General features: G+C 55.8%; 28 protein-coding genes. 20 read left to right on the forward strand and 8 right to left on the reverse strand.

Features of this window, described 5'->3' with window-relative positions; translation table 11 throughout:
* Positions 1–3: 3 nt before the first annotated feature.
* A complete protein-coding gene (locus tag ACSC94_RS06595; RefSeq protein WP_435640053.1) occupies positions 4–831 on the reverse strand; it encodes an esterase/lipase family protein in 828 nt (275 codons plus the stop codon).
* Positions 832–1,024: 193 nt separating this feature from the next.
* Between ACSC94_RS06595 and rpsU the strand changes: the two genes are divergently transcribed.
* The 3 genes from rpsU to ACSC94_RS06610 all read left to right on the forward strand — a co-directional run bounded on the left by rpsU (position 1,025) and on the right by ACSC94_RS06610 (position 2,100).
* Entirely contained in the window at positions 1,025–1,234 is a 210-nt protein-coding gene (gene rpsU / locus ACSC94_RS06600; protein WP_041794280.1) for a 30S ribosomal protein S21, read from the forward strand.
* A 191-nt stretch (positions 1,235–1,425) separates the two neighbouring features.
* Positions 1,426–1,641, forward strand: coding sequence for a hypothetical protein (locus ACSC94_RS06605; RefSeq protein WP_435640054.1), 216 nt, complete (start codon positions 1,426–1,428; stop codon positions 1,639–1,641).
* Between the two features lie 114 nt (positions 1,642–1,755).
* Complete coding sequence (locus ACSC94_RS06610; protein WP_435640055.1) at positions 1,756–2,100, forward strand: hypothetical protein; 345 nt, start codon at positions 1,756–1,758, stop codon at positions 2,098–2,100.
* Positions 2,101–2,184: 84 nt separating this feature from the next.
* Here the strand turns inward: ACSC94_RS06610 and ACSC94_RS06615 are convergent, their stop codons facing one another.
* Positions 2,185–4,044 (reverse strand): aminopeptidase P family protein, encoded by a 1,860-nt coding sequence (locus ACSC94_RS06615; protein WP_435640056.1) that lies wholly within the window; start codon positions 4,042–4,044, stop codon positions 2,185–2,187.
* Positions 4,045–4,140: 96 nt separating this feature from the next.
* Here ACSC94_RS06615 and ACSC94_RS06620 point away from each other — a divergent pair, with 96 nt between their 5' ends.
* The gene (locus tag ACSC94_RS06620) at positions 4,141–4,605 is read left to right on the forward strand and encodes a molecular chaperone DnaJ (RefSeq protein ID WP_435640057.1); all 465 of its coding nucleotides are present in this window, start codon (positions 4,141–4,143) and stop codon (positions 4,603–4,605) included.
* Here ACSC94_RS06620 and ACSC94_RS06625 read toward each other — a convergent pair whose 3' ends face one another.
* Positions 4,606–5,202, reverse strand: a complete 597-nt coding sequence (locus tag ACSC94_RS06625; protein ID WP_435640058.1) for a hypothetical protein — start codon at positions 5,200–5,202, stop codon at positions 4,606–4,608.
* 165 nt (positions 5,203–5,367) lie between these two features.
* On the opposite strand from ACSC94_RS06625, the gene ACSC94_RS06630 reads away from it, so the two are divergent.
* From ACSC94_RS06630 to ACSC94_RS06680, 11 genes are all read left to right on the forward strand, one after another.
* Positions 5,368–6,267 (forward strand): UTP--glucose-1-phosphate uridylyltransferase, encoded by a 900-nt coding sequence (locus ACSC94_RS06630; protein ID WP_435640059.1) that lies wholly within the window; start codon positions 5,368–5,370, stop codon positions 6,265–6,267.
* Between the two features lie 12 nt (positions 6,268–6,279).
* Complete coding sequence (gene pgmG / locus ACSC94_RS06635) at positions 6,280–7,716, forward strand: phosphoglucomutase/phosphomannomutase PgmG (protein WP_435640060.1); 1,437 nt, start codon at positions 6,280–6,282, stop codon at positions 7,714–7,716.
* Between the two features lie 13 nt (positions 7,717–7,729).
* Positions 7,730–8,368: a histidine phosphotransferase family protein gene (locus ACSC94_RS06640; protein WP_435640061.1), complete on the forward strand. Its 639-nt coding sequence runs from the start codon at positions 7,730–7,732 to the stop codon at positions 8,366–8,368.
* 232 nt (positions 8,369–8,600) lie between these two features.
* Positions 8,601–8,981 carry a response regulator gene (locus tag ACSC94_RS06645; protein WP_435640062.1) on the forward strand — a complete coding sequence of 127 codons (381 nt, stop codon included), beginning with the start codon at positions 8,601–8,603 and terminating at the stop codon, positions 8,979–8,981.
* A gap of 4 nt (positions 8,982–8,985) precedes the next feature.
* The gene (locus ACSC94_RS06650; RefSeq protein WP_435640063.1) at positions 8,986–9,852 is read left to right on the forward strand and encodes a CheR family methyltransferase; all 867 of its coding nucleotides are present in this window, start codon (positions 8,986–8,988) and stop codon (positions 9,850–9,852) included.
* Positions 9,853–10,049: 197 nt separating this feature from the next.
* Positions 10,050–10,679, forward strand: coding sequence for a hypothetical protein (locus ACSC94_RS06655; RefSeq protein WP_435640064.1), 630 nt, complete (start codon positions 10,050–10,052; stop codon positions 10,677–10,679).
* Between the two features lie 24 nt (positions 10,680–10,703).
* A complete protein-coding gene (locus tag ACSC94_RS06660) occupies positions 10,704–12,029 on the forward strand; it encodes a hypothetical protein (protein ID WP_435640065.1) in 1,326 nt (441 codons plus the stop codon).
* An 81-nt stretch (positions 12,030–12,110) separates the two neighbouring features.
* A complete protein-coding gene (locus ACSC94_RS06665; RefSeq protein WP_435640066.1) occupies positions 12,111–12,539 on the forward strand; it encodes a hypothetical protein in 429 nt (142 codons plus the stop codon).
* Positions 12,540–12,603: 64 nt separating this feature from the next.
* Positions 12,604–13,287 carry a hypothetical protein gene (locus tag ACSC94_RS06670; protein ID WP_435640067.1) on the forward strand — a complete coding sequence of 228 codons (684 nt, stop codon included), beginning with the start codon at positions 12,604–12,606 and terminating at the stop codon, positions 13,285–13,287.
* Between the two features lie 170 nt (positions 13,288–13,457).
* Positions 13,458–13,808, forward strand: coding sequence for a hypothetical protein (locus ACSC94_RS06675; RefSeq protein WP_435640068.1), 351 nt, complete (start codon positions 13,458–13,460; stop codon positions 13,806–13,808).
* A gap of 30 nt (positions 13,809–13,838) precedes the next feature.
* The gene (locus ACSC94_RS06680; RefSeq protein WP_435640069.1) at positions 13,839–14,018 is read left to right on the forward strand and encodes a hypothetical protein; all 180 of its coding nucleotides are present in this window, start codon (positions 13,839–13,841) and stop codon (positions 14,016–14,018) included.
* A 70-nt stretch (positions 14,019–14,088) separates the two neighbouring features.
* Here ACSC94_RS06680 and ACSC94_RS06685 read toward each other — a convergent pair whose 3' ends face one another.
* Positions 14,089–14,442, reverse strand: a complete 354-nt coding sequence (locus ACSC94_RS06685; protein WP_435640070.1) for an I78 family peptidase inhibitor — start codon at positions 14,440–14,442, stop codon at positions 14,089–14,091.
* A gap of 124 nt (positions 14,443–14,566) precedes the next feature.
* Between ACSC94_RS06685 and ACSC94_RS06690 the strand changes: the two genes are divergently transcribed.
* Entirely contained in the window at positions 14,567–15,256 is a 690-nt protein-coding gene (locus ACSC94_RS06690) for a hypothetical protein (protein WP_435640071.1), read from the forward strand.
* A 6-nt stretch (positions 15,257–15,262) separates the two neighbouring features.
* Here ACSC94_RS06690 and ACSC94_RS06695 read toward each other — a convergent pair whose 3' ends face one another.
* Positions 15,263–16,333 carry a DUF6782 family putative metallopeptidase gene (locus tag ACSC94_RS06695; protein ID WP_435640072.1) on the reverse strand — a complete coding sequence of 357 codons (1,071 nt, stop codon included), beginning with the start codon at positions 16,331–16,333 and terminating at the stop codon, positions 15,263–15,265.
* 152 nt (positions 16,334–16,485) lie between these two features.
* Between ACSC94_RS06695 and lepA the strand changes: the two genes are divergently transcribed.
* Positions 16,486–18,294: a translation elongation factor 4 gene (lepA, locus tag ACSC94_RS06700; RefSeq protein WP_435640073.1), complete on the forward strand. Its 1,809-nt coding sequence runs from the start codon at positions 16,486–16,488 to the stop codon at positions 18,292–18,294.
* Between the two features lie 304 nt (positions 18,295–18,598).
* Positions 18,599–19,021: an organic hydroperoxide resistance protein gene (locus ACSC94_RS06705; protein ID WP_435640074.1), complete on the forward strand. Its 423-nt coding sequence runs from the start codon at positions 18,599–18,601 to the stop codon at positions 19,019–19,021.
* Positions 19,022–19,092: 71 nt separating this feature from the next.
* On the opposite strand, the gene ACSC94_RS06710 is transcribed toward ACSC94_RS06705, so the two are convergent.
* Positions 19,093–20,034: an N-acetylmuramic acid 6-phosphate etherase gene (locus ACSC94_RS06710; protein WP_435640075.1), complete on the reverse strand. Its 942-nt coding sequence runs from the start codon at positions 20,032–20,034 to the stop codon at positions 19,093–19,095.
* Between the two features lie 86 nt (positions 20,035–20,120).
* Positions 20,121–20,750, reverse strand: coding sequence for a hypothetical protein (locus tag ACSC94_RS06715; RefSeq protein ID WP_435640076.1), 630 nt, complete (start codon positions 20,748–20,750; stop codon positions 20,121–20,123).
* A gap of 167 nt (positions 20,751–20,917) precedes the next feature.
* On the opposite strand from ACSC94_RS06715, the gene ACSC94_RS06720 reads away from it, so the two are divergent.
* Positions 20,918–21,661 (forward strand): SIMPL domain-containing protein, encoded by a 744-nt coding sequence (locus tag ACSC94_RS06720; RefSeq protein WP_435640077.1) that lies wholly within the window; start codon positions 20,918–20,920, stop codon positions 21,659–21,661.
* A 106-nt stretch (positions 21,662–21,767) separates the two neighbouring features.
* The gene (locus tag ACSC94_RS06725; protein WP_435640078.1) at positions 21,768–22,424 is read left to right on the forward strand and encodes a hypothetical protein; all 657 of its coding nucleotides are present in this window, start codon (positions 21,768–21,770) and stop codon (positions 22,422–22,424) included.
* Here the strand turns inward: ACSC94_RS06725 and ACSC94_RS06730 are convergent.
* The gene (locus ACSC94_RS06730; protein WP_435640079.1) at positions 22,421–23,101 is read right to left on the reverse strand and encodes a hypothetical protein; all 681 of its coding nucleotides are present in this window, start codon (positions 23,099–23,101) and stop codon (positions 22,421–22,423) included. The two genes, ACSC94_RS06725 and ACSC94_RS06730, sit on opposite strands and share 4 nt — an antisense overlap.
* Positions 23,102–23,123 lie beyond the last annotated feature (22 nt).

The raw sequence follows: 23,123 nt of genomic DNA on the forward strand, positions 1-23,123 counted from the left end.
AAACTATCCAAACACTTTCGAATGCGGACCGTGCGGGCGTTTCGGGCGATACGGCATTTCGTATGTTTCATGCGCCTGGGCCTGCGGATACCCCAGATCGGCATATTTCGTGCGATCAAACGGGGCCCATGTTCCCGGTTTCTGGCTCAAACGATCCAGCAACACGGTGACGGATTGTTTGTTCATGCCCAAACCGATATGGCTGGATTGCACTTCAACATTCTCGGCATTCTCCGCCGGAGCGGTGATGCATTGGCGCCAGTTCACCACACCATCATCCTGCGAATACACGGCCGTGGTTGGCACGGGCAACGGTTCCATCAAATGATCGGTCAACGGCGCACGCCCGACAAAATCGCGGCGGCCACCATAAAACAAATGGAACGCCTTCAACAAAACGCGCACCGACAATTCGGAATGGTTGTCATCGGCCCCGAATGGTGAACCCAGCGTCACAACCTGATCCACTTGATCCGGAAACGCCCGGGCCAGTTCGCGCGCAAACACGCCGCCCAGCGAATGCCCGACCAGAGTCACTTTCTGCCCCGGAAATTTTTTCGACAGCATTTCCAATTGTTCACGGCATTGGCGCAACGCCCCTTCGCTCGGCCCGGCATTTAAACCGCCGCCCCAGCCATGGGCCTCGTACCCCTTGTCCCGTAAAAAATCGCGCAGGATTTTGGTGCTGATATCGCTGGCCCCGAAACCGGGCACGATCATCACAGGCCGCCCATCCCCCGGCGGGGTCCGCTCGATCAGTTCATCGCGCTTTCTGAAAAAATCATAGACTTCCGCCCCGGCCCGTACTTGTTCCGTGAACGTGTTCAACAATCTGGGAAGCCCCAATCGTTTGCCCATAAGTGTACCTATCCCTTGAATTTATTATGTTTTTTTATATTTGTCGGTATTTCAGCCCAGAATGCCCCATTCTGTCCAGCTTTATTCCCCCCTTTTCCGGATTTTCCCCTTGCCATCCGCCCCCAAAATGGTTAAAAACGCCCATCTTATTGATAGGAAAGAGGTGATTTCGTTGGTTAGCGTGCATGTCCGCGACAATAATGTCGAACAGGCTCTTCGTGCATTGAAGAAGAAAATGCAGCGCGAGGGTATCTTCCGTGAAATGAAGATGCGTCGTGATTTTGAAAAGCCGTCGGCAAAACGCAAGCGTGAAAAAGCTGAAGCCGTGCGTCGTTGGCGCAAGGTTGAACGCAAACGTCGCGACCGCGAGGGCTAGTCGCCCGCCTACGACCCTATCTGCCTTTTGCAGGTTTCAAAAACCCCGGCCAAACGCCGGGGTTTTTATTATCCAAAGCCAGGCTTGAGATTTTACGAAGTTTTACTTCGTTTTTTCTTGCGTCGCTTCCCCGCCGGTTGCTAGGTTCGCGAGCAATATCCTTGAAACCCCAAGAACGAAGGATTTTGCCGATGAAATACGTCAAAGAAACTCTGGTTGGTATTGCATTCTGTGTCGCCACCGCTGCCGCAATGTCCGGTCAGGACAAATACGATGCGGCCCCGGTGCGTTTCGTACCGCCCCCGTACCCGAACGTGACGGTCAAAGACCCGCTGTTCAAAGCAGGCCCGGTACCGGTTTCAACCCAGCCGGCGCAAGAGCCGCTGTTTAAACCGCGCACATTCTAATCCTTCAAAAAAACGGGCCGCATAACGGCCCGTTTTTTTATTTCTTTCCCCCCGCCCCGTATTTTTGTACCCTGCCCCCATAATCAAAAAATTATAAACAGCGGGGATTTCATTATGAAACAAAGCCACAAAACCGGATTCACATTTGCCCTTCTTGGCGGCACGCTCTGCGCCGCCTTTGCCTTCGCTTATCACGATTCCAAAACCGTCGATGCGGAAAAAATGGATATCACCTGCACGAAACAGGATGGCGCACTGGTCAGATACGAAGGATACCGCAGCGAACGTTACGGCATGGGCAACAGCGCGAAATTGGGACTGGGCGGGTACATCACTCTCGTCAGCGAAGGGCGCGATGTGGCCACGTTCGCCAAAGACAAATGCGACATTCAATACCATCCGGAAACGGAAATTCCATCCGGCCGGTTCCATCGCGGTGCATTAAAACTCACACCATAAACTGTCATCCCGACAGAGCGTAGCGACGAGGGACCTCATCTTCATCCAAGGTGAGATCCCTCACATACGTTCGGGATGACAATCTTAACCCACAGCCGGACCGGATGGCGCACCGCGAGCCAGTTGCGCGCGCGGTGCCTCAGGCTTTTTTACAGGAGCGCAGGCCTCCTTCAGCCACGCACGATCCGTTGCATCCAGATGCGGGCCGATCACCTGCTCCACCTTCGTATGATAATCGTTGAGCCATTTCAGCTCGTCCTTGTTCATCATATCGGCGCGGATTAAACGGCGGTCATACGGGGCCAACGTCACTGTTTCAAAGAACATGCGCCCACGGCTGTCCTTCTGCGTCAGAACCAGATTTTCAATGCGGATGCCATAGGCCCCGGCCTTGTAATATCCCGGCTCATTCGAAATCAACGTGCCCGGCATAAACGGTGTTTTGCGGGCCGATGAAATCCCAGCGCCATCTTCATGCACGGCCAGATAACATCCAACACCATGCCCGGTGCCGTGACCATAATTTAACCCGGCATCCTTCAACGGTTGACGCGCCAGCGCATCGACATCGGCGGACAATGTTTTCTTCGTCGGGCGCGCCATGGATACGGCGATGTGCCCCTGCAAGACACGGGTGTAATTTTCGCACACGTCCGGATCGGGCGTGCCCACGGTGATGGTCCGGGTGATATCCGTTGTGCCGTCCGGGTATTGCGCCCCGCTATCCAGCAGCAAAATTCCTGGCGGCGTGATCTGTTTGAATTTTTCCGGCGTGGCGCGGTAATGCACGATCGCGCCGTTATCCGCCCACCCGGCAATCGTATCAAACGATGAATCACGATATTCCGGAGCCATGCGGCGGAATTGTTCCAGACGGTCGGCCACATCCAGTTCGGAATACCCACCCTTGTGCAATTCCCGGTCCGCCCAGGCGAGGAAGCGCGTCACCGCAACGCCATCACGAATATGGGCGTTGATAATGGCTTGCTGTTCCGCTGGTGTCTTCTGCGCCTTCGGTATGATGATCGGGTCGGTGACATCCTTCACCGTTGCCCCAGCGCCTTCCAGAACCTGCTGTAACCAGACGGATGCGCGGGCAAAATCCAGCCCGATGGCTTTCTTCCCCGCCTTGGCCGCGCGGGCCAGTTTTTCCATCTCATGTTCCAGACCAATCGGATCGATGATCTGCACCTTGTTCCCCAGATGCGGGCGCAGCACCGGCGGTGTCAACTTCGCCGGATGGATATACCAATCCACGCGCCCATCGTCGTAAATCGTGGCATAGGACAGCGCCAGCGGCGTATGCGGCACATCGGTGCCGCGAATGTTCAGCAGCCACGCAATCGAATCCGGCTTGGTAATCACCATCGCGTGCAGTTTTTCTTTCTTCACCACGGCGGCAATATCATCGCGCTTTTGCGCGGCGGATTTTCCGGCGATCGCCTCAGGAAATTCTTCGACATTGTTCATCGGCATGCCCGGGCGGTCACGCCATGCAGCATCCAGCGGGTTGCGTGACACGGCCTTGAACGTCACGCCATGATCGGCCAGATCATCCTTGAACGCTTTGATCTGGGACGGTGTGTGCAGTTTCGGGTCATACCCAATCACCGCACCGGATTTGATGTTTTGTTCGATCCACTGCGCCACCGTCCAGCCCAGTGTCTTTGCATATGGCACGATGGATGTGTCAAACGAGGATTTATCCGTTTGCGCGACAACTTGTAAATCATACCGGGAATCCGTCACCACCACGGCCTTGTCCACGCCCACGGCGGCCATGCCCGCCGATCCGGTAAACCCGGTCAGCCACGACAAACGCTCGGCCCCGGCGGGAACATATTCCCCCTGAAATTCATCCGCGCGCGGGATCAGGAACAGGTCAATGCCCTCCTGAACCATATGGGTGCGGACATCGGACAGGCGGCTGGATGGTGCGGACATGACGTTGGCCTTTTTTTGATTGTGTGTCATAGGGTAGAATAGTAGCGGCACCGTGCGCGGTGTCCATGTTTTTTAACGCAACAGGGCGGAAAACCGATGCCTTACATTCTCGCGATTCTGGCGGCTTTGCTGGCGCTTTATGGCCTGTATCAATTCATGCTGAACGCCAATACGCATCAGGTCAAAAGCCTGTTTCTCTCCGCCTGCGTGCTGGGCGTGGCGATTGCGGTGGTGTTGCTGGCCCTGACCGGGCGGTTGCCGGCGGCCATTGGCGTGATCGCCGCCCTCGCACCAATCATTATGGGAATTTTACGCGCCCGCCGCCCGACCGCCCCACCCTCCGGCGAATCCCGCCCGCCGCGCAGCCGGGACCTGACCCGCGCCGAAGCGCTGGAGATTCTCGGCCTGTCGGGTGAACCGGAAGAAAACGATATTCAGGACGCCTATCGCCGCCTGATGAAATCGATGCACCCCGACCAGAAAGGCAGCCCATGGGTGGCCGAGCGCCTCAACGCCGCGCGGGATCGGTTGTTGAAAAAGGGAAAGAAGAAAAAAGACTGATTACGGTGCAAGGCTGAAACGCTTCAGCAAATCCTGCCCGACATCCTCGTTCTTGATGGTTTCCGCCCTAAACTCTGCGGCATCCATTTTGTAGAACGGGCGCGCGTTTTCCAACAGCGCCTTGTTAAAATCGTCCAAATGCCCTTGGTCAATCGGTTTCATGTTGCTGACCCGGACCAACGGGTCCATGAAGTTTGGATCACAGACCAAAATCTCTGCATCCTCCGGCTTCATCTGCGCATACAAAGACGGCTCGCCATACTGATTGACGCGTGGATTGTCTTTCATCGCCTCGCCCAGTTCTTCGTTCATCAAAAAACCTTCGGACGCTTGCTGAATCGCGCGGGACGTTTCAATCATCCGGTCGCGGATATCGTGAAATTCCGGTTGCTGCATTGTTTTGGCAACGGCCAGCACCAGCTTGTCGCTGGGCTGTGCGCTGGCCAAACCTTCCATGTTGGCGGAGACATTATTAAAGGCCCGCGCAACACGCCCCTGCGCCACGGGATCGTCCTGAACCCGGCGGCAGATGCTGTCCACAACGCGGGCATCCATCACGTCCCGTCCGGCCAGAAAATTTTCAATATCACGCAGCATAGCCCACTCACCAGTTACTCGACGCAGTTCTGTATGAGTGAAATCTTATATAACAAGGGTTACCCAAGCCTTAATACGGAAAAACAAACGCCCAACCCTTGAAAACCCCCCGCCCCTATGCCTTAATCCACCCACTTCATAATAACCTTTGGATTATGGCAACCGATGAGCGCATCGAAACAATGGAAGCCCATTCGCAAAGCCGTCCTGCCCGTTGCCGGGTTGGGCACGCGCTTCCTGCCCGCGACGAAAGTCATGCCAAAGGAAATGCTCCCCCTCGTTGACCGCCCTTTGGTGCAACACGCGATTGAAGAAGCGCGCGATGCGGGCATTGATGAATTCGTCTTCATCACGGGCCGGTTCAAAGAAATGCTGGAAGAGCATTTCGATTACCAGCCCGAACTGGCCGCCTTGCTGGAAGCGCGCGGCAAGCCGGATATGGCGGAGAAGGTCAAAGCCTCTGAAATTCCCGCCGGGCAATTGTTCCTGACGCGCCAGCCCAAACCGCTGGGTCTGGGCCATGCCATCTGGTGCGCGAAAAAACTGATCGGTGATGATCCGTTTGCGGTTTTGTTGCCCGATGATGTGGTGCTGAACCCCGGTGGTCCCGGTTGCCTGACGCAGATGATCCAGACATATAATGAAACCGGCGGCAATCTGGTCGCCGTGATGGATGTGCCGCGCGAAAAGACCGCAAGCTACGGCATTCTTGATATTAAATCCGATGATGGCAAACGCGTGGATATTAAGGGCCTGGTCGAAAAACCGAAGCCGGAAAACGCCCCATCCACCCTGTCCATCATTGGCCGCTATATCTTGCAACCGGAATTGTTCGCGTATCTCGACAAATTCGAAACGGGCGTTGGCGGGGAAATTCAATTGACCGATGCCATGGCCAATCTGATCGGCCAGCAACCGTTCCACGGCCTGCGCTATGACGGGCAGCGTTACGATTGCGGCAGCCGCGTGGGATTTATCGAGGCCAATATCGCCTTTGCCATGCATGATCCGGAAATCGGCGACACCGTCAAATCCATCATCAAAAAACATGCCCAGAACTTGTAAGGGAGATTATCAATGACAACCGCAAACACAGCGAAGAAAACAGAGATGACACAAGCTGCTTTCAATTTTGATCAGGAAATCTTGCGCGAATACGACATTCGCGGTCAGGTCGGAAAAAACCTGTCCGAAGATGTGGCCTATGCCGTTGGCCTGTCCTATGGCACCTATGTTCGCCGCAAGGGCGGCAAGACGGTTGCGCTCGGCTTTGATGGCCGCGCGTCCAGCCCGGTTTTGTCGGCAGCGGTTGTTCGCGGGTTGATGGCGGTGGGATTGGATGTCACCGATATCGGCCTCGGCCCCACACCGATGCTGTATTACGCAGTCAAACATTTGAAAACCGATGCCGGCATCATGATCACCGGGTCGCACAACCCGTCCGATTACAACGGCTTTAAAATGACCCTGCAAACCGGCCCGGTCTACGGCCCGGCGGTGCAAGAAATTGGCCGCATCGCCCGTGCGGGCGATTACGAAACTGGCGAAGGTTCAGTCAAGACATTCGATATTCAAGATATCTATGTCGATCGCCTGATGGCCGACCTGAAACAAACGGACACACCGTTGAACGTCGTCTGGGATTGCGGCAACGGCGCCGCCGGGGAAATCACCCGCCGTCTGACCAAGAAACTGCCGGGCAAGCATGTCCTGCTGTTCGATGAAATCGACGGCACCTTCCCCAACCACCACCCGGACCCAACGGTCGACCACAATCTGGAAGACCTTATCAAATGTGTGAAAGACAACGGCTTCGACCTGGGCATCGCGTTTGACGGCGACGCCGACCGCATTGGTGCGGTGGATGAGAAAGGCGGGATTTTACGTTGCGACTCCCTCATCACCATCTATGCCCGTGACGTGTTGAAACGTCATCCGGGCGCGACCATTGTCGGTGATGTGAAATGTTCCCAAGTCATGTACGACGAAATTGCCCGTTTGGGTGGCAAGCCGGTGATGTGGAAAACCGGTCACTCGCTGATCAAGGCGAAAATGGCCGAAGAAAAATCGCCACTGTCTGGTGAACTCTCCGGCCACATCTTCTTCGGTGATGGCTGGTACGGGTTCGATGACGGCCTGTATTGCGGCATTCGTTTGATGAACGCGGTGATCGACGCGGCGGCCCCGGCCTCCACCCTGACCGCGCATTTGCCGCAAATCTTCAACACCCCGGAAATCCGGTTTGAGGTGGACGAAGTGAAAAAATTTGATCTGGTCGCCTCGGTCGTGGCTTCGGTCAAGGCGCAGGCGCAAAAAGATCCGTCCATCACCGTGAATGATATTGACGGCGCCCGCGTAAACACGAAAGATGGCTGGTGGCTGCTGCGCGCATCCAACACGCAAAACGTGCTGGTCACTCGCGCCGAGGCCCAAAGTGCCGATGCACTGGAACGCCTGAAAGACATGGTTCGCACAGAAGTCGGGAAAATTGGTTATGACGTCAGCTTCGCTTAGGAAAGAGTCCCCCATGCATAACACGATGATCGATGCCACGGTTCTGGAACTGTTGGCCTCCCGCATCTGCCACGATTTGATCTCTCCGGTCGGGGCCGTGAATAACGGCGTCGAATTTCTGGAAGACATGGGTGCCGATGCCGGGGACGAAGCCATCGCCCTGATTTCCATGAGCGCCCAGGCCGCCGCCGCGCGGTTGCAGGTGTTCCGCCTCGCCTATGGCGCTGGTGGCCGCGACCCGAACATCAAACCGTGGGACATTCACAAGACGTTCGACAATTTGATCACCGCCGATGGAAAGGTCAAACAAACATGGGACGCCCGCGCGGTGTTCGCCGATGTCGAATTGCCGGAAGGGTTCTGCAAGATCCTGACCGCGACGCTGATGCTGGCCACCGAATGCATGCCCAAGGGCGGCGCGATTGGCGTCACCCACGAAAACGGCGAAACCCGCGTGATTGCCGCTGGCCCCGATGCCGCTCCGCGCACGCAGGTGAAGGAAGCGCTGGCCGTTGAACTGGACCCGGCCGATCTGGACCCGCGCCTGGTCCACCCGTTTGCCACGGGCATTCTGGGCCGCCAGTACGGATTGAGCATCACCATCGAAAAAGCGGGCGACAGCATGGTGACATTTTTGATCAAACGCGCCTGATTTTCACATCTCGCTCTGTTGTCATTCCCGCGAAAGCGGGAATCCAGAGCCATAAGTACAATTTATCCCGGTCCCCTGGATTCCCGCTTTCGCGGGAATGACAAGGTTTATGGACCAATTTTCTAAAATCCTGCCGCCGTCGTTAAATCCCCCTTAAGAAACAGATGCCTAGAATGGCCCACAAAGGGGAATTGCCCACTTTTCATACTTCTATTATTCGCACAGGCCTTCTATGGAATCCCACCAAGCTAAATCATGTCTGGTTATCGACGACAGTCAGGTCGTGCGCAAAGTCGCCCGTCGCATTGCTGAACAAGCCGGATTCCGGTGTTTCGAAGCCGATAACGGTGTCGAAGCGTTTGAGATGTGCGAGCGCGCCATGCCCGATGCCATCGTTCTGGATTGGAACATGCCGTCGATGAGCGGGCTGGAATTTCTGGAACGTTTGCGCGGCATGAAAAACGGCAAACATCCCAAAGTTATCCTCTGCTCCGCCGAAAACGATTCATTCCACGTTGAACGCGCCATCAAGGCCGGGGCCGACGAATACGTCATGAAACCCTTCGACAGCGAAATTCTGATGTCGAAATTTGTTCAGATCGGTATGGGGTAGTGATATGCGGTTAGCCGATTTCGAAATGTACCGCGAATTACTGCACCGGCACACGGGCGTTGATTTAACGCCCGATAAATCGTCTTTGCTGGATGCGCGATTGACCCCGATTGCCAAAAAATGGGGCTACCCGACATTTGAATCCATGACCATCGCCCTGCGCGGTGTGCCGGAAAATGCGCTGGTGATCGACGTCGTCGAAGCGATGATGGCGAATGAAACCATGTTCTTTCGTGATGCCCGCCCGTTCGAAGATTTGAAAAAAACCATCATCCCTTATTTGATCAAGGAGCGGATGAAATATAAATCCCTCCGCATCTGGTCCGCCGGATGCTCGACAGGCGAAGAACCCTACTCCATCGCCATGATGATCCGCGACAGCGCGCCGGGCATCAAGGGATGGGACATTGACATTATCGGCACCGATATTTCGCACAGCGTTTTATCCAAAGCGCGCGAAGGTCATTATTCGCAATTCGATGTCCAGCGCGGCCTGCCCAGCCCGATGCTGATCAAATATTTCCATCAGGCCGATGGCGGTGGCTGGCAACTGGACCCATCGATCATGAACATGGTCGATTTCCTGCACTCCAACCTGCTCGACCCCGTGCGTGATCTGGGGCCGTTCGATATTATTTTCTGCCGCAATGTTTTGTGCGCCATGGACGAAGCGGCCCAGACCCGTATCCTCGACAACCTCGCCCGCACGCTGGAACCGGATGGCTTCCTGATTCTGGGGGATGACGAAACCTTGCCCACCTCCTGTGTCTCCCTGCGCCCGCTGCCCGAATTGCCCGGCTTCTACGGCCCGGCGGACGGCACCCACCGCATGGACAAGCTGGAAAAATTAAAGAAAAGCGCCGGATCGTAAAGCCGCAGCCTTCTCTTTCCGCCCCCACGCCAGATTAAAAAATCATGCAAAAACAATGCACTATGCACACCCCTAAAATAAAATTATGTAAAATTTTAGATATTAAGACCTTGTTTACCTATTTTCCGTATGGTGAGGACACAACAAAAAGAAAAAAACAGCCTGTTTGTGTGACGGAAATTTGAGGGAGCGTAACGATGGGTGCATTATCAACAACATTCAAAGCGGCAGGCAAAGTCTTAGGTTTCGGCGTATCGAACCCGATCAAAACGGGTATTGGCGCGACCGCTGCTGCTGACGTCGTCTCTGGTCAGGGCATTGGCACCACGGCTGGATCCCTTATTCCGAAAGCCATTGATACGGGCCAGGTCGCCGCAACGAATTTCATCGCTGGCGCCACAGGGGCCGCGGGCACCGCCGGGGTACAAGACCCCACCGTGTCCAGCGATCCAAACACCCTGAACCTCGGCACCCAGTTTAATCAGAATGCAAACCCGATTGCAGGCCTCATGCAGAGCATGGGTGCAGCCTTTGGCAATAACCCGGGCGCCGCGATTGGTGCGGCTCTTGGCGCACTCAGTGGTGATGGCATTATGGGCCGCATCGTCGGCATGATCCTCGGTGCCGTACTGGGTGGCGTGATTGGAAAATTTGCAGGCCCGGCCCTGAACGGCCTGATGAACAATGACGGCCCGCAAAGCGGAACGTCCGCGCAATTCAACCCGGCGGCCTTTGGCCTGCCTGCGGGCCCTGCTCCGGCGGCATTACAGGCCGATATTGAGCAACAACCGAAACCGGCCCCGCTGGCCTTCACCCCTGCTGGTTAAGGTTGATACGAGGAGCACACCATTATGGCTGACATTCTCGCCTTGCCCCATCTCGCTGATGACGCCATCTTCGCTGGCGAACGCTTGGTCGACAACGTTGCCGTGGCCGCAAAAGGTGGTGCGGGCGTGTTGTCCAAACTTGGTCGCGTGGCGACGATTGGTGGCAAGGGCGTACCCTTGCTGGGTGCAGCCTTTAACGGCGGCTCCTCTTACTTCGCCAACGAACGCGCTGAACTGGCCGCCGACACGGGCCTGATTTCACAAGACGCCGTAAACCCCATTCGTGCAGCTTTGGCCGGCTATACCGCAACGGGATTGGGCGGCGTATTCGCCATGGCCGCAACCGAAACCGGTGGCGCATTGGCCTTTGACACCTTGCTGGATCAATTTGATGTCGACCCGGTGATGGGCCGCATGATCCGTCCGGAATTTGTCAGCGATATGGCCATGGACCCCAGCCTGAACGCCGAAGAATGGGCCGCGGTTGAGAAAAAATATGCGCCGGACCAAATGGCCAAAACCTATGCCGATATTCAAACACGTTTTGAACTGCCCGCGACCGTCAATCTGGGACAGGGCCGCATGATCAGCATGGCCGACGCCATCCGGAATGACGAGATCTTCGAAAAAATGGAAGATCATTATGATGATGCCGAAAATGAAAAAGCCCTGCGCGGTTTGGAAGCCATGCGCATGGCCGCCAGCGCCGAAGCCACGGCCCAGCACTGGCTGACCACCTTCCGCCCCGAACAAGACCCAAAGGGCGTAGAATTGTCCGCCGCCGCAACAACAGAAGCCGCCCGCGAAGCCGAAGCCGCACAAATTCTGGCCACGGAACGCGCCACACGCAATACGCAGGCCACGCAGCCTGCACCGCAAGCCACTGCGCCACAGAATACACAGCCAAATACGCCGCAAACATCCTTTGCACAGGCCGCGCAAACACCGGCACCGCAAACCGGGCAACACGCCACCACGCCCGGCACCGGGGCCAACATGGCCAATGGGTTTATGGACATGCTGGAGCGCAACGGCGCATGGGCGTTGATCCCCGCCGTTCTGGCGTTGGGCACGATGAGCAATTTTTCCCAAGGGCGCGGTATGGGCGGCATGATGCAGGTCGCCGTGACCACTTTGATCGTTGGGGCCATGATTTGGGGTGCGGAAAAAATGGGGCTGTCCGCCCCGGGCATCAGCACGGGGGGTTTGCGTGATACCTTTGGCCTGAGCGCCAGTGGCCAGAGTGCCACCCCGCAATCCGCTGTAACCGCACAAACACCGGACACGGAACAAGACGTTGCCCGCCGCACGGGCATCCATTTGGGTTACAATGCACCGGCGCCGGGTTAATCCATGCCAATTCAAAGGATTAGAGACGGCGGAAAAGTTGTAATTCCGCCGTTTTTTCGTTATGATACGGGCATCACGACAATGAATGGAAGTACGGGTTTAAGCATGGGCGCACAGGACGAAGAATTCGGCTTTAGCCTTGGCGAAGATGACGCCGTCAAATCCACGCCCGTCTATCCGCCGGCACTGGCGAATATGGAAGTTGATATTGTCGTGAACAAGAATTCAGAAGTCTGGATTCTGCACAACAAACCGTTCGAAGAAAGCATCGCGTGGATCGAATTTGATGCCGATGACGATACGCTGACATTCGTGTCCTATCGCGGAACGGTCAAGGGATTGGGCGCGAAGATTCAGGCCCCGGTGCGGAAATATTTATACAACGCCAAGCGTGTATTTCTGATCCAGACCGAAGGCGGAAAGATTTACGACTTTTTCAATGTGGCTCTGGTCGTGCGTGACGCCAGCACCAAAGACAAAGACTCAAAAAACAAAAAGCGGAGCGCGTAAAAATCCGGATCACGCAGAAAACATAAAAACGGTACAAAGTTTGAGGATGTGAAAGGAATACAAAATGTTGGGACTTCTTTTAGGCGCTGGAAAATTTGCTCTTCGTCACCCGTTCCTGACTGGAACCGTGGCGCACGTTGCCACCGACGGTAAATCCACCGAACTGGCCATGGACGCGGCAAAGCCCGTAATGGACAAGGGCATGGAGATCGCGGGCGACCAATTGAAAGGCCCTATTCTGGAACGCATGGGCATCCCGACCGATGCTTTTGATTTTCTGGGCGGCAGCATGGATGGCCTGCAGGACAAATTGCAGGGCATGTGGGGCGGCATGGGCGAAAAGATCGAAGCCCTGCTGAAAGTTCTCGTCTCCTTCCTGGTTGAAGCTCTGGGTGGACTGGTGGACACGCTGGTCCCGAATGCGCAGGCCGCCTATGCCCCGACGGGCGCAAAGGTCGAAGGCCCGCAGGCGATTATTCAGGGCACAGGCCGTCTGGCCGCCGATCTGGCCGCCAGCGCCGCTGGCCTGGACCCAACGACAGCCGAAGGCCGCAACGCCATGAACCGCGACGAAGTATTCCGCGTGCCGCATGACGGATCGACCGACATCGTGAAAACCCCGGTTGGCGAAATGACCAGCCCGGCCCGTGCCGAACGCGAAGCCGCCTTCCAGCAACAACAGCAAGCGAAGGCCCCGGATACGGCTTTGGGCAATCGCGGGCTGAACATGGATGATGTGACGTTCTAATCCACACGGATGAATGACAACGATATAACGGGGCCCTACAAGGCCCCGTTTTTCTTCGCCCAAAAACATCGGAAAATATTGGGCAAAACCACCCGTTTCTTCACCATGATTTAACTATTTTCGGGTCAAATGAGCGCAGAAGAAGGGCTTTTTGAAAAGAGATAAAACCCATGACGTTTTTTAACAATCCGGCGACCGAAACGATTATACCGCCCGCCTACAGCGAAATTGCCGATTCAAAATTCCATCTGGAACTGGCCGTGAATGATGCGGGCCGTTTGATCGTGTTCCATTCCCGTCCGTTTTCCAAACGCCTGTCATGGCTGGAATTCGATATGACGAACAGCAAATTGGATTTCATCATGAATGACGGCGATGTGCGTCAATTTGGCGTGCCCGTTCACGGTGATCTGGCCAAGCTGATGCAAAACACTTACCAGATCATGGTGGTGCAAGTGGACGAAGACACGATGGAACCGGAAGAAGCGGTCTGGATGCCGCTGATCCTACACAGCCACTAAGATACAAAAAAAGAATAGAGGGGATTTACAATGAGCAACCGTCTGAAAGACAACGTGATCGGCACGATCGTACAGGCCCAAAGCCTGCACCCGTTGATCGCCGAAGCAAAAATCAGCACGCATCTGGGCGCACAGGATTTGAACGCATCGGCGCAGGTTTCAAACGCCCCTGCCCCATCGGGACCGAAAAACGATACGCCGTCAATGTAAGACGCATCGCACAGGATCATAAAAAAGCCGCTGACATCATCAGCGGCTTTTTCGTTGTTCAATTCAGATCTTAACCACAGGTCACGCTGGTAATCACGCCGTTCTCATCGTGAATGACATTCACGCGGTCATGGCGGTAATCCATCGTCGCCGGCGTATCCTTGCCCAGAACGCGCACCGCACGGCCCAGCTTGCGCAGCTCAGCTTCCGCTGCGGCCACTTCCTTGCCGATCCATACATCGAAATCGCAAACCATTTCTTCGATCGCGACATCCGGGTTGGCGGCAACGGCTTCACCCGCCGACGCATGCACAGACCCGGTCCCACCGGCGGCCTGCAACACGGAATAAATAATTACGCATCCGGCCAAAATGGCGATGGCAACGGGGACGGTGATGGCAATACGGCGAATTTTACGGTCCATAAGGGGCCTCATTTTGTTGGGTTCGTCAGAAAAATACTGCCCCCATGTACCATCCGGGCAAAAACTTTGCAATTCCATATAGAAATATGTAAATAAATAGACTGGATAAACAGGAGCAGCCCGGATGAGCCGTATTTCCCACGCCGATGCCCCCGCCATGGATGATTGCGGCCAGCGCCTGTACGACGCCATCTGGGCCCAGCGCCCCCGCGCGGAAGTCTTGGGCATCCTGCTGCATGATTTTCAGGCCGCCGCCCGCGTCATCGACACCCCCGGCTATATCCAGCCCGGCGGGTTCTGGACCTTTAAACTGGCCGGGGTGCAGGGGGACAATCTGATCCGCCTGCATATCTGGCCCGCAGGCCGTCCCGACCGCACCAACACCGAAGGCATCCACGACCACGTGTTCGATTTCACCAGCCTTGTTCTGGCGGGTGGCGCGCCCATGGTCAACACGGTCTACACCCCCCTGCCGGACAAAGACGGCCCGGTGTCGATCTATAATGTGAATTATCTGGATACAAAAAACGTCGACGTTGAAAAACTGCGCGGACGGTTCATGCCCGTCGCCCAATATCAAGACCACACCAGCACGGGCGAATATTACACGCTGAAAGCGGGTGATTTCCACACCAGCGTTTTTGAAAACGAATCCTTTGGCGTGACATTACTCGCCACGCGCCTCGACCCCACCATCCGCTGCCCGCGTTTCTTCTTTGACGCGCACGCCACACCGCAGATGGACCAACCCCGCCGCCCGATCAGCGTAGAACGCCGCCAGATGGTGGCCCATCTTCTGCAATCATTGGGATAAAGGCCGTTACGCCGATGGGCGCGGCCAGGACGGGCACAGTTCTTTCGCCCCATTTTTCGTCTGGCCCAGTTTACGTTTTTGCAGACAATCCTGCGCCGCTTTCATGTCGCGCCAATCCTGATCCGTAAAACTGTCACGGATAAATTTTTTCAGGTCGCTGGTCATGTAATTGCCATACGTCCCCATATCGCCAACCGCCATCAGCACCTTATCACTCAACAAAACGTCACGCGCCTTTGCCGGATTATAAGGCGGCATAGCACCAATCACCCGCATGAATCGCGGGTCATACAGATTGGTCAGCTCCCGGCTCTGGCGATAGGCTTTAATCGCCGCCGCCATCACCGCAACATGATCACCGGGAAATTGTACTTCTGTTGAAATCATCGCCACAATCATCGGCTGATAGGCGCTATCCGAAAGCAATCGATCCATCGGTGCCTGATCCCCTGCGGCCCACGCTTCACGTGCGGCAATAATCGCCACCAGACGCGCATCGGCCTCCATCAACCACGCCGCGATCATGCGTTCGGCTTCCGGAACGTTTCCGACCTTCATATAATTCAGATCAATCAGGAATTGCTGTTTATGCCGGGCCTCATGCACCATGGTGGATGTCAGCGTTTCATCATCCCGGTCTGGGGCAAAATCAATCCGGTTAAAATAGGGCTCAAATGCCCCAAGCAGCCTGCTCCCCTCTTCCGAAGGGATCAGCAATTCCGGGTTAAAACAGGCGCGCACACCATCCCCCACAGCGCCCCCCAGAACACGACGCCCCATTTCAGTAGCCCGCGCCCGTTTTTCCAGCGCCTGCAGCGTGAGGATTTTAGGGTCCAGCGAATAAGCACGTTCCGCCTGACCTACGGTGATACAGCTTAAGTCAAACGGTTCGCTCAGCGGCCCGCCAGTCACGGGGGGAGGCACCACATCCCCCACCATCCCCCGAAACAGAAAACAGCCCAGCACAAACCCCGCCGCGCCAAAAAACGCGCGGTTCAGCATGGATTGCGTCGTATACGGCCCGCGGGGAAACGCCCCTTTCAGGGGTTTCAGCTCCTGCTTTTTCTGTGATTTCATGGGGGTCCCTGTTCCCGTTTTATTTTGCCCAGCATTACCATAAAAACAAAGACCCTGCCAGCCCCCATAAACCCCGCTTTCCCGCCATTCCGTCCGGGGATAAGCGTGGGAAATCGTTGCTTTTTCGGGGCCAGATCCCTATTGTCCCGGCCATGAGCAAGCCCCTGTCCCAAATTCGCAACTTTGCGATTATCGCCCACATCGACCACGGGAAATCCACCCTGGCCGATCGTCTGATTCAAACCTGTGGCGGCCTCGCCGAACGGGAGATGAAGGCGCAAGTCCTCGACAACATGGAGATTGAGCGCGAACGCGGCATCACCATCAAGGCGCAGACCGTGTGCCTGAACTGGACCGCGCTGGACGGCGTGACGTACCAGTTGAACCTGATGGACACGCCGGGCCACGTCGATTTCGCGTACGAAGTTTCGCGCTCGCTGGCCTCATGCGAAGGCTCCCTCCTCGTCGTGGACTCGACGCAAGGGGTTGAGGCGCAAACGCTGGCCAACGTGTATCAGGCCATCGACAACAATCACGAAATCATCACCGTCATTAACAAGATCGACCTGCCCGCCGCCGATGTTGAGCGCGTGCGCACCCAGATCGAAGATGTCATCGGCATTGATGCGTCCGACGCTGTCTGCGTGTCGGGTAAATCCGGTTTGAACATCACCGACCTGCTGGAAGCCATCTGCACGCGCCTGCCCGCGCCACAGGGCGACCCTGCGGCACCGACCAAGGCCTTGCTGGTCGATTCATGGTACGATCCCTATCTGGGCGTGGTCATTCTGGTCCGTGTTATTGACGGGTTCCTGCGCAAGGGCCAGAAAATCCGCTTCATGAACAACGGCGCCGTGCGCGATGTTGAACGCGTCGGTATCTTTACCCCGAAACACGTGATGGTCGATGAACTCGGCCCCGGCGAGATGGGCTTCATCACCGCCGCGATCAAAGACATCTCCGAAACCAATGTCGGCGATACCATTACGGACGACCGCAAACCAGCGGCAAAGGCCCTGGCCGGATTTAAACCGTCCGTGCCGATGGTGTTCTGCTCCCTGTTCCCGGTCGATTCATCGGAATTCGAAAAATTGCGGGAATCGATTGGCAAGCTGAAGCTGAACGATGCGTCGCTGCATTATGAACCGGAAAGCTCGCAAGCCTTGGGCATGGGGTTCCGTTGCGGCTTCCTCGGCCTGCTGCACATGGAAATTATTCAGGAACGTCTGGACCGCGAATTCGACCTCGACCTGATCCCGACTGCGCCGAGCGTTGTGTACAAAATCCACAAAACCGACAAAACGGTCATGGAATTGTACAACCCCGCCGACATGCCGGACGTTGTGCGCATTGATAAGATCGAAGAGCCGTGGATCCGCGCCACCATCCTGACCCCGGATGAATATCTGGGCAGCCTGCTGCAATTGTGTCAGGAACGCCGTGGATCACAGGTCGAACTGACCTATGTCGGCAACCGCGCCATGCTGGTCTACCGTCTGCCGCTGAACGAAGTCATTTTCGACTTCTACGACCGCCTGAAATCCATCTCCCGCGGCTACGCCAGCTTTGACTACCAGATGGACGGGTACGAAGAAGGCGATCTGGTGAAGATGGATGTTCTGGTGAACCAGGAACCCGTCGACGCGCTGGCCATGATCGTTCACCGGTCCCAAGCCGAACGCCGGGGCCGTCACCTCTGCGAACGGTTGAAAGACCTGATCCCCCGCCAGATGTTCAAAATCGCGATCCAAGCCGCCATCGGCGGCAAGATCATCGCCCGCGAAGACATCTCCGCCTTCCGCAAAGACGTCACCGCAAAATGCTACGGCGGCGACGCCACCCGGAAACGCAAACTGCTGGAAAAGCAGAAAAAGGGTAAACTGAAAATGCGTCAGTACGGGAATGTTGAAATCCCGCAGACGGCGTTTATTGCAGCCCTGAAAATGGGTGATGAGAAGTGACGGAAACATTAGCGACGTAGTCGCTTAGGTTTCCGTCATCCCCGCGAAGGCGGGGATCCATGGGTTTTTTCCAAAACCACGAATGGACACGAATAAACACCAATTTATCCGTCACCCCGGCGAAGGCCGGGGTCCATACGGTCCATCCACTGGATACCGGCCCCATTAATTCTTGGCGCCGGTATGACGAAAATATATTCGTGTGAATTGGTGTCCATTCGTGATTACCCCCTTCCCCCTTGACGCCCCCGCCCCCTCAGCCCATCATCATCCCCGGAATTTGAAACTCATACAGGAGAAAACCATGGCTATCGAAAAACTGCTTTATACCGCTGTCGCAACCGCAACCGGTGGCCGGGATGGCAAGGCGTCCACGCCGGATGGTGTGTTGAACGTTACATTGGCCAAGCCGGTGGAAATGGGTGGCAATGGTGCGGGCGTGAACCCGGAGCAAATGTTCGCCGCCGGATATTCCGCATGCTTTTTGGGTGCGATGAAATTTGTCGCGGGGCAGGACAAAATTGACGTGCCCGCCGATGCATCCATCACCGGCCATGTTGGCATTGGCACCATTCCGGGTGGTTTTGGGTTGCAGGTGGAATTGAAAATCTCCCTGCCCGGCATGGACCGTGCAGCGGCCGAAGCTCTGGTAGCCAAGGCGCACACTGTTTGCCCGTATTCCAATGCGACACGTGGCAACATTGATGTGACGCTGACCGTCGTTTAATCGACAACCGCATAAAAACAAAAAGCCGCGAACCATCATGGTATCGCGGCTTTTTTTATTTTACGTTCGCCTTACGGCTTCGGCGGCGATAAGTTCAGCGCGCGGATCGCCGCGCGCAGATTATCGTCATTATGTTCCAACGCCGCGTGGGCCGATGTGACCCCGGCGCCCAGCGCGACGAGGATCGCGGGCTTCACCCGACCCTGCACCGCATTCAACGCCATTTCGGCTTCTTTCGCGTTGCATCCGGTGACATGGCGCACCATGCGGGCGGCGCGTTTCATCAATTTGTCGTTGGTCGCGCGCATATCCACCATCAACCCGTCATAGACGTGGTTCAGGCCGATCATGACTTGCGTGGACAGCATGTTCAGGGTGATTTTCTGCGCCGTTCCGGCCTTCATCCGCGTGGACCCGGCAATCGCCTCGGCCCCGGTGTTCAGGCAGACCGAAAATTCCGCCGCGTCCAACAAGGGCGCCTCGGCACTGTTGGCAATGCCGATGGTGGTGGCCCCAAGAATGCGGGCGCGTTTCAGGGCGGCAATGGTGAACGGTGTCGTACCGCTGGCCGCCATACCGATGACGACATCGCCCGGTTTCACTTTCAACCGGATGATCGCCACTTCGGCGCGGCGCGCATTGTCTTCGGCGCGTTCGACCGCTTTCAACACGGCCTTCAATCCACCCGCCATCACATAGGCCACACGATCGGTCGGCCAGTTGAAGGTGGGGGTCAGTTCGCTGCCGTCCTGAATACCGATCCGGCCCGATGTGCCCGCCCCCACATAAATCAATCGCCCGCGCGGATTGGTGCGCAGGGCTTCGGTCGCGGCCTTCACGGCCTTATCAATATCGGGAATGGCGGCTTCCACCGCCTTGATCGCTTCGGCCTGCGCCATCAATTGCATCTGCAACGCATCCGTCACCGGCAAATGATCAATGCCCGCAAAACGCGGATCAAAGGCTTCGGTGGCGGGCAACGATGGGGTGTCTTCGTTTTTTTTCGACGTCATGGCGGGGAATCGCTTTGGCAACGGGTTCAGATGACCCTGTCATCATAAACAATTCAAACCCGATGGTGCAAGGCACCTAACCCGGTTTACGGTCCCAGAATGCCATCCGCCCCCATGCGTTTGACCAGTTCAGGCCCAAACCGCCCCGCCAGCGCATTAAAATCGGCCCCGGTGGACCCGCGAATGGTGAATTGCCCGGTCCAGAGCGTACGGTAATGCGGCAGGGAATAGAGTTTCGCGTCATAGGTCGCGACGGGTTCGCGAATGAAATATCCGCCATCGATCACGCCGGGAACATTGTAAAAATCACCATATCCGCTGTGATACCGGGAATAACGACGATGGCCGGGGTAATAGCTGGGCGGGATATATTCCTCCACCACCTTCTTCTGCTTCGGTGTAATCACCAAAACCGCATCGGTGCCGCTGTTCATGATTTTGCGTTTGCTGGCGGCATCACCAATGTCGCGCGTGGGCGGCAGCAAATCAATCGACCGTCCCGCCGATGTACCGGATGATGTCAGCGCCGCCACCGCCGATCCTTCCAGCGCCTGACGCTCGCCCAGATCATCGGTTTTCACCTGCACCACCATGCTGTGCACGCTGCCGGGGCGAAAACCGGGATCGGTAAAGCTGGACCCCACCGTGCGCGTGGTGGGCGTACAGGATACAAGAATCAGCGAAGCGAGAATTGCGGCGTAGAATGATCGGGTCATGGGCGGCTCCTGACCCCAATAAGAATGCGCTCTTTCCCTCTATATTCAAGAGGATAGGTGCTATCGTATTGAAAGTCTTAAAAAAGCCCTTTTCTCCCGCTGAAATGACCCTATCATTTCTATGCCTTTCAACGATAACCCCCAACAATAACCAAGGATGCTCCGCAATGCGCGCTTTAATTCTTCCCGCTCTGGCTCTGGCCACCTTCGCTTTCACGCCCGCCGCATTCGCGCAGGACACTACACGCCTGCCCGCCGCCGGTGAGACATTGCTGAACGTCAGCGCCAGCGAACGCCTTGAAGTGCAGCAGGATCTGCTGATCGCCAATCTGCGCGTGGAGATGGAGGGCACCGATCCCGCCATCCTGCAAAACGAAATCAACACGATCATGAAAAACGCCGTTGATAAGGCCAAGGCCGTGACGGATGTAAAAACATCCACCGACGGATATTACGTGTACCCGTATGACCCGAACCCGCAGCCGGTTGAAAAAGGCGTCACACCGAAGAAAGAACAAAAATGGCGCGGCAGCCAAGGCATCACGATCAGCGGTAAAAATCCGCAAGCCTTGCTGGAACTGGCTGGTGAATTGCAATCGATGGGTCTGGTGATGGGTGGGTTGAATTACACCCTGTCCCCCGAGGCCACCGAAACCGCTCGTGACTCTCTGATGGAGGCCGCTCTGGCCAAAGTGCAGGCCAAAGCCGAGCGCGCAGGCAAAGCATTGGGCAAAACCAAAGTTGAATTGGTTGAAGTCAGCGTCGATGCCGCCATGCCGTCCTATCCGCAACCGATGATGATGCGCGCCATGGCCTCTGATGGCGCCATGGAAAAGGGCGCCGCCCCCACCGCCGAACCGGGGATGAGCGAAATCACCCTGACCGTCACGGCCCGGGCCCTTTTGAAATAGGCTTATAAAACACCCTTTATGGATCAGGCCCGCCCTTAAAAGCGGGCCTTTTCTTTTGCCGCCATATCCTGCTATGGTAGGTCAATTAATTTATATGGATAATACAATGTCATTCCGCACCGCGATTCTCTGCGCGGGCCTGCTGGCCTGCTTTGCTTCACCCTCTGCGCACGCGGCGGATGCGCCCAATTGCGACATCGCCTATCAAAACGTGGCACAGGATTACTGGGTCATCGTGCATGACATGGTGCAATTCAAATCCATGTTCGATCATTATGACCGGATCTGTACCCAACACGCGCCGGACAAAATCGCCGCCCTGCAACCCACCGCCGATCAATTGCGCACGCAAGTCAAACGCGATATCGACGATGCCCGCGCGGTGATGACCTATCTGTTCGACAATAAATTCCCGGCCATGGTGCCCGCCGCATGCAAGGACAACGCAAAGTCCCGCGAAGGCACAAAGAAAAGCTTCCTGAAAAACATGGATGACAAAGCCGCCATCACGCAAAAGCGTCTGGATAAAGGCTACGTCGCCAACGGCAAGGTCGACCCCGCTCTTAACCTCTGCACCAATCTGGCGCCGATGAAGGCGAAGGTTGAAAAACATCTGGGCCCAACGCTGGACCACCCGCTGCTGGAAATGGCCACCCTGCACAGCAGCCTGATCCGCCACGCACCAAAACAACGCAAGAAAGCATTCGCGCTGTATCGTGCGGCGTTGGAGAATGTTCAGTCCGAAAAAAAATCGGCGCCTTAGCGTTCATACAAAACATGGTAATAGACATACGCTCCATCACCATTTTTGAAACAGCCAAGTGGCTTTTCACTTAAGGTTTCCGCGTCAACAATTCCATTGCTATGACTTGGGAACTTATACACCATTCCGGAATAGTCTATGATCTGGTCGTTATAGAGAGGTGATAAATTTTTACTGACGATTGGAATTCCGTCACCATTCTTTGATTTAATACCCCATAAACCTGCATTCAAATTTTCACAAACATCAGATTTCAAACCCGGCAGGAAAGCTATAATTTCTGAATTATCCGTCCCAACATTCAGAGCCGAAATATTTGCGCTATAAAACCAAACACCCGGCATCCCATTCTGCATGTTTTCTGCTGCAATGTTTGAATATTCCACATTTCCGCCATTGGGATGGAAAATTCCACGATCCTGATTTGAAAGCGCATCAAAAGTTTCGGGCGGATTAAACCGAATACTAGAAGGGTCCACACCGCTAATAATCATCTTTACAAGACTGACTCGCATCTTGGATGGATATTGAACGATGTCACCACCTTGGCCAAAGCATGCCGTTTCATCTTGGTCGAAGTATGATTGTGGGAATTGCGCCCATGCTGCACCCACATGATAAAACACGCCCGATCCCCAAACAGCAACGAACATCAAGCGCGATATAATCCGACGCATGAAAGCTTCCTATTATTGAGAC

Source organism: Micavibrio aeruginosavorus, from assembly GCF_051245535.1.
Taxonomy (GTDB): Bacteria; Pseudomonadota; Alphaproteobacteria; order Micavibrionales; family Micavibrionaceae; genus Micavibrio; species Micavibrio aeruginosavorus_D.

What these genes read in the sequence shown, in the direction of transcription:
- ACSC94_RS06605 (WP_435640054.1), top strand. Translation starts at nt 1,426, where the DNA reads ATGAAATACGTCAAAGAAACTCTGGTTGGTATTGCATTCTGTGTCGCC.
- ACSC94_RS06610 (WP_435640055.1), top strand. Translation starts at nt 1,756, where the DNA reads ATGAAACAAAGCCACAAAACCGGATTCACATTTGCCCTTCTTGGCGGC.
- ACSC94_RS06615 (WP_435640056.1), bottom strand. Translation starts at nt 4,044, where the DNA reads ATGTCCGCACCATCCAGCCGCCTGTCCGATGTCCGCACCCATATGGTT.
- ACSC94_RS06620 (WP_435640057.1), top strand. Translation starts at nt 4,141, where the DNA reads ATGCCTTACATTCTCGCGATTCTGGCGGCTTTGCTGGCGCTTTATGGC.
- ACSC94_RS06625 (WP_435640058.1), bottom strand. Translation starts at nt 5,202, where the DNA reads ATGCTGCGTGATATTGAAAATTTTCTGGCCGGACGGGACGTGATGGAT.
- ACSC94_RS06630 (WP_435640059.1), top strand. Translation starts at nt 5,368, where the DNA reads ATGAGCGCATCGAAACAATGGAAGCCCATTCGCAAAGCCGTCCTGCCC.
- pgmG (WP_435640060.1), top strand. Translation starts at nt 6,280, where the DNA reads ATGACAACCGCAAACACAGCGAAGAAAACAGAGATGACACAAGCTGCT.
- ACSC94_RS06640 (WP_435640061.1), top strand. Translation starts at nt 7,730, where the DNA reads ATGCATAACACGATGATCGATGCCACGGTTCTGGAACTGTTGGCCTCC.
- ACSC94_RS06645 (WP_435640062.1), top strand. Translation starts at nt 8,601, where the DNA reads ATGGAATCCCACCAAGCTAAATCATGTCTGGTTATCGACGACAGTCAG.
- ACSC94_RS06650 (WP_435640063.1), top strand. Translation starts at nt 8,986, where the DNA reads ATGCGGTTAGCCGATTTCGAAATGTACCGCGAATTACTGCACCGGCAC.
- ACSC94_RS06655 (WP_435640064.1), top strand. Translation starts at nt 10,050, where the DNA reads ATGGGTGCATTATCAACAACATTCAAAGCGGCAGGCAAAGTCTTAGGT.
- ACSC94_RS06660 (WP_435640065.1), top strand. Translation starts at nt 10,704, where the DNA reads ATGGCTGACATTCTCGCCTTGCCCCATCTCGCTGATGACGCCATCTTC.
- ACSC94_RS06665 (WP_435640066.1), top strand. Translation starts at nt 12,111, where the DNA reads ATGAATGGAAGTACGGGTTTAAGCATGGGCGCACAGGACGAAGAATTC.
- ACSC94_RS06670 (WP_435640067.1), top strand. Translation starts at nt 12,604, where the DNA reads ATGTTGGGACTTCTTTTAGGCGCTGGAAAATTTGCTCTTCGTCACCCG.
- ACSC94_RS06675 (WP_435640068.1), top strand. Translation starts at nt 13,458, where the DNA reads ATGACGTTTTTTAACAATCCGGCGACCGAAACGATTATACCGCCCGCC.
- ACSC94_RS06680 (WP_435640069.1), top strand. Translation starts at nt 13,839, where the DNA reads ATGAGCAACCGTCTGAAAGACAACGTGATCGGCACGATCGTACAGGCC.
- ACSC94_RS06685 (WP_435640070.1), bottom strand. Translation starts at nt 14,442, where the DNA reads ATGGACCGTAAAATTCGCCGTATTGCCATCACCGTCCCCGTTGCCATC.
- ACSC94_RS06690 (WP_435640071.1), top strand. Translation starts at nt 14,567, where the DNA reads ATGAGCCGTATTTCCCACGCCGATGCCCCCGCCATGGATGATTGCGGC.
- ACSC94_RS06695 (WP_435640072.1), bottom strand. Translation starts at nt 16,333, where the DNA reads ATGAAATCACAGAAAAAGCAGGAGCTGAAACCCCTGAAAGGGGCGTTT.
- lepA (WP_435640073.1), top strand. Translation starts at nt 16,486, where the DNA reads ATGAGCAAGCCCCTGTCCCAAATTCGCAACTTTGCGATTATCGCCCAC.
- ACSC94_RS06705 (WP_435640074.1), top strand. Translation starts at nt 18,599, where the DNA reads ATGGCTATCGAAAAACTGCTTTATACCGCTGTCGCAACCGCAACCGGT.
- ACSC94_RS06710 (WP_435640075.1), bottom strand. Translation starts at nt 20,034, where the DNA reads ATGACGTCGAAAAAAAACGAAGACACCCCATCGTTGCCCGCCACCGAA.
- ACSC94_RS06715 (WP_435640076.1), bottom strand. Translation starts at nt 20,750, where the DNA reads ATGACCCGATCATTCTACGCCGCAATTCTCGCTTCGCTGATTCTTGTA.
- ACSC94_RS06720 (WP_435640077.1), top strand. Translation starts at nt 20,918, where the DNA reads ATGCGCGCTTTAATTCTTCCCGCTCTGGCTCTGGCCACCTTCGCTTTC.
- ACSC94_RS06725 (WP_435640078.1), top strand. Translation starts at nt 21,768, where the DNA reads ATGTCATTCCGCACCGCGATTCTCTGCGCGGGCCTGCTGGCCTGCTTT.
- ACSC94_RS06730 (WP_435640079.1), bottom strand. Translation starts at nt 23,101, where the DNA reads ATGCGTCGGATTATATCGCGCTTGATGTTCGTTGCTGTTTGGGGATCG.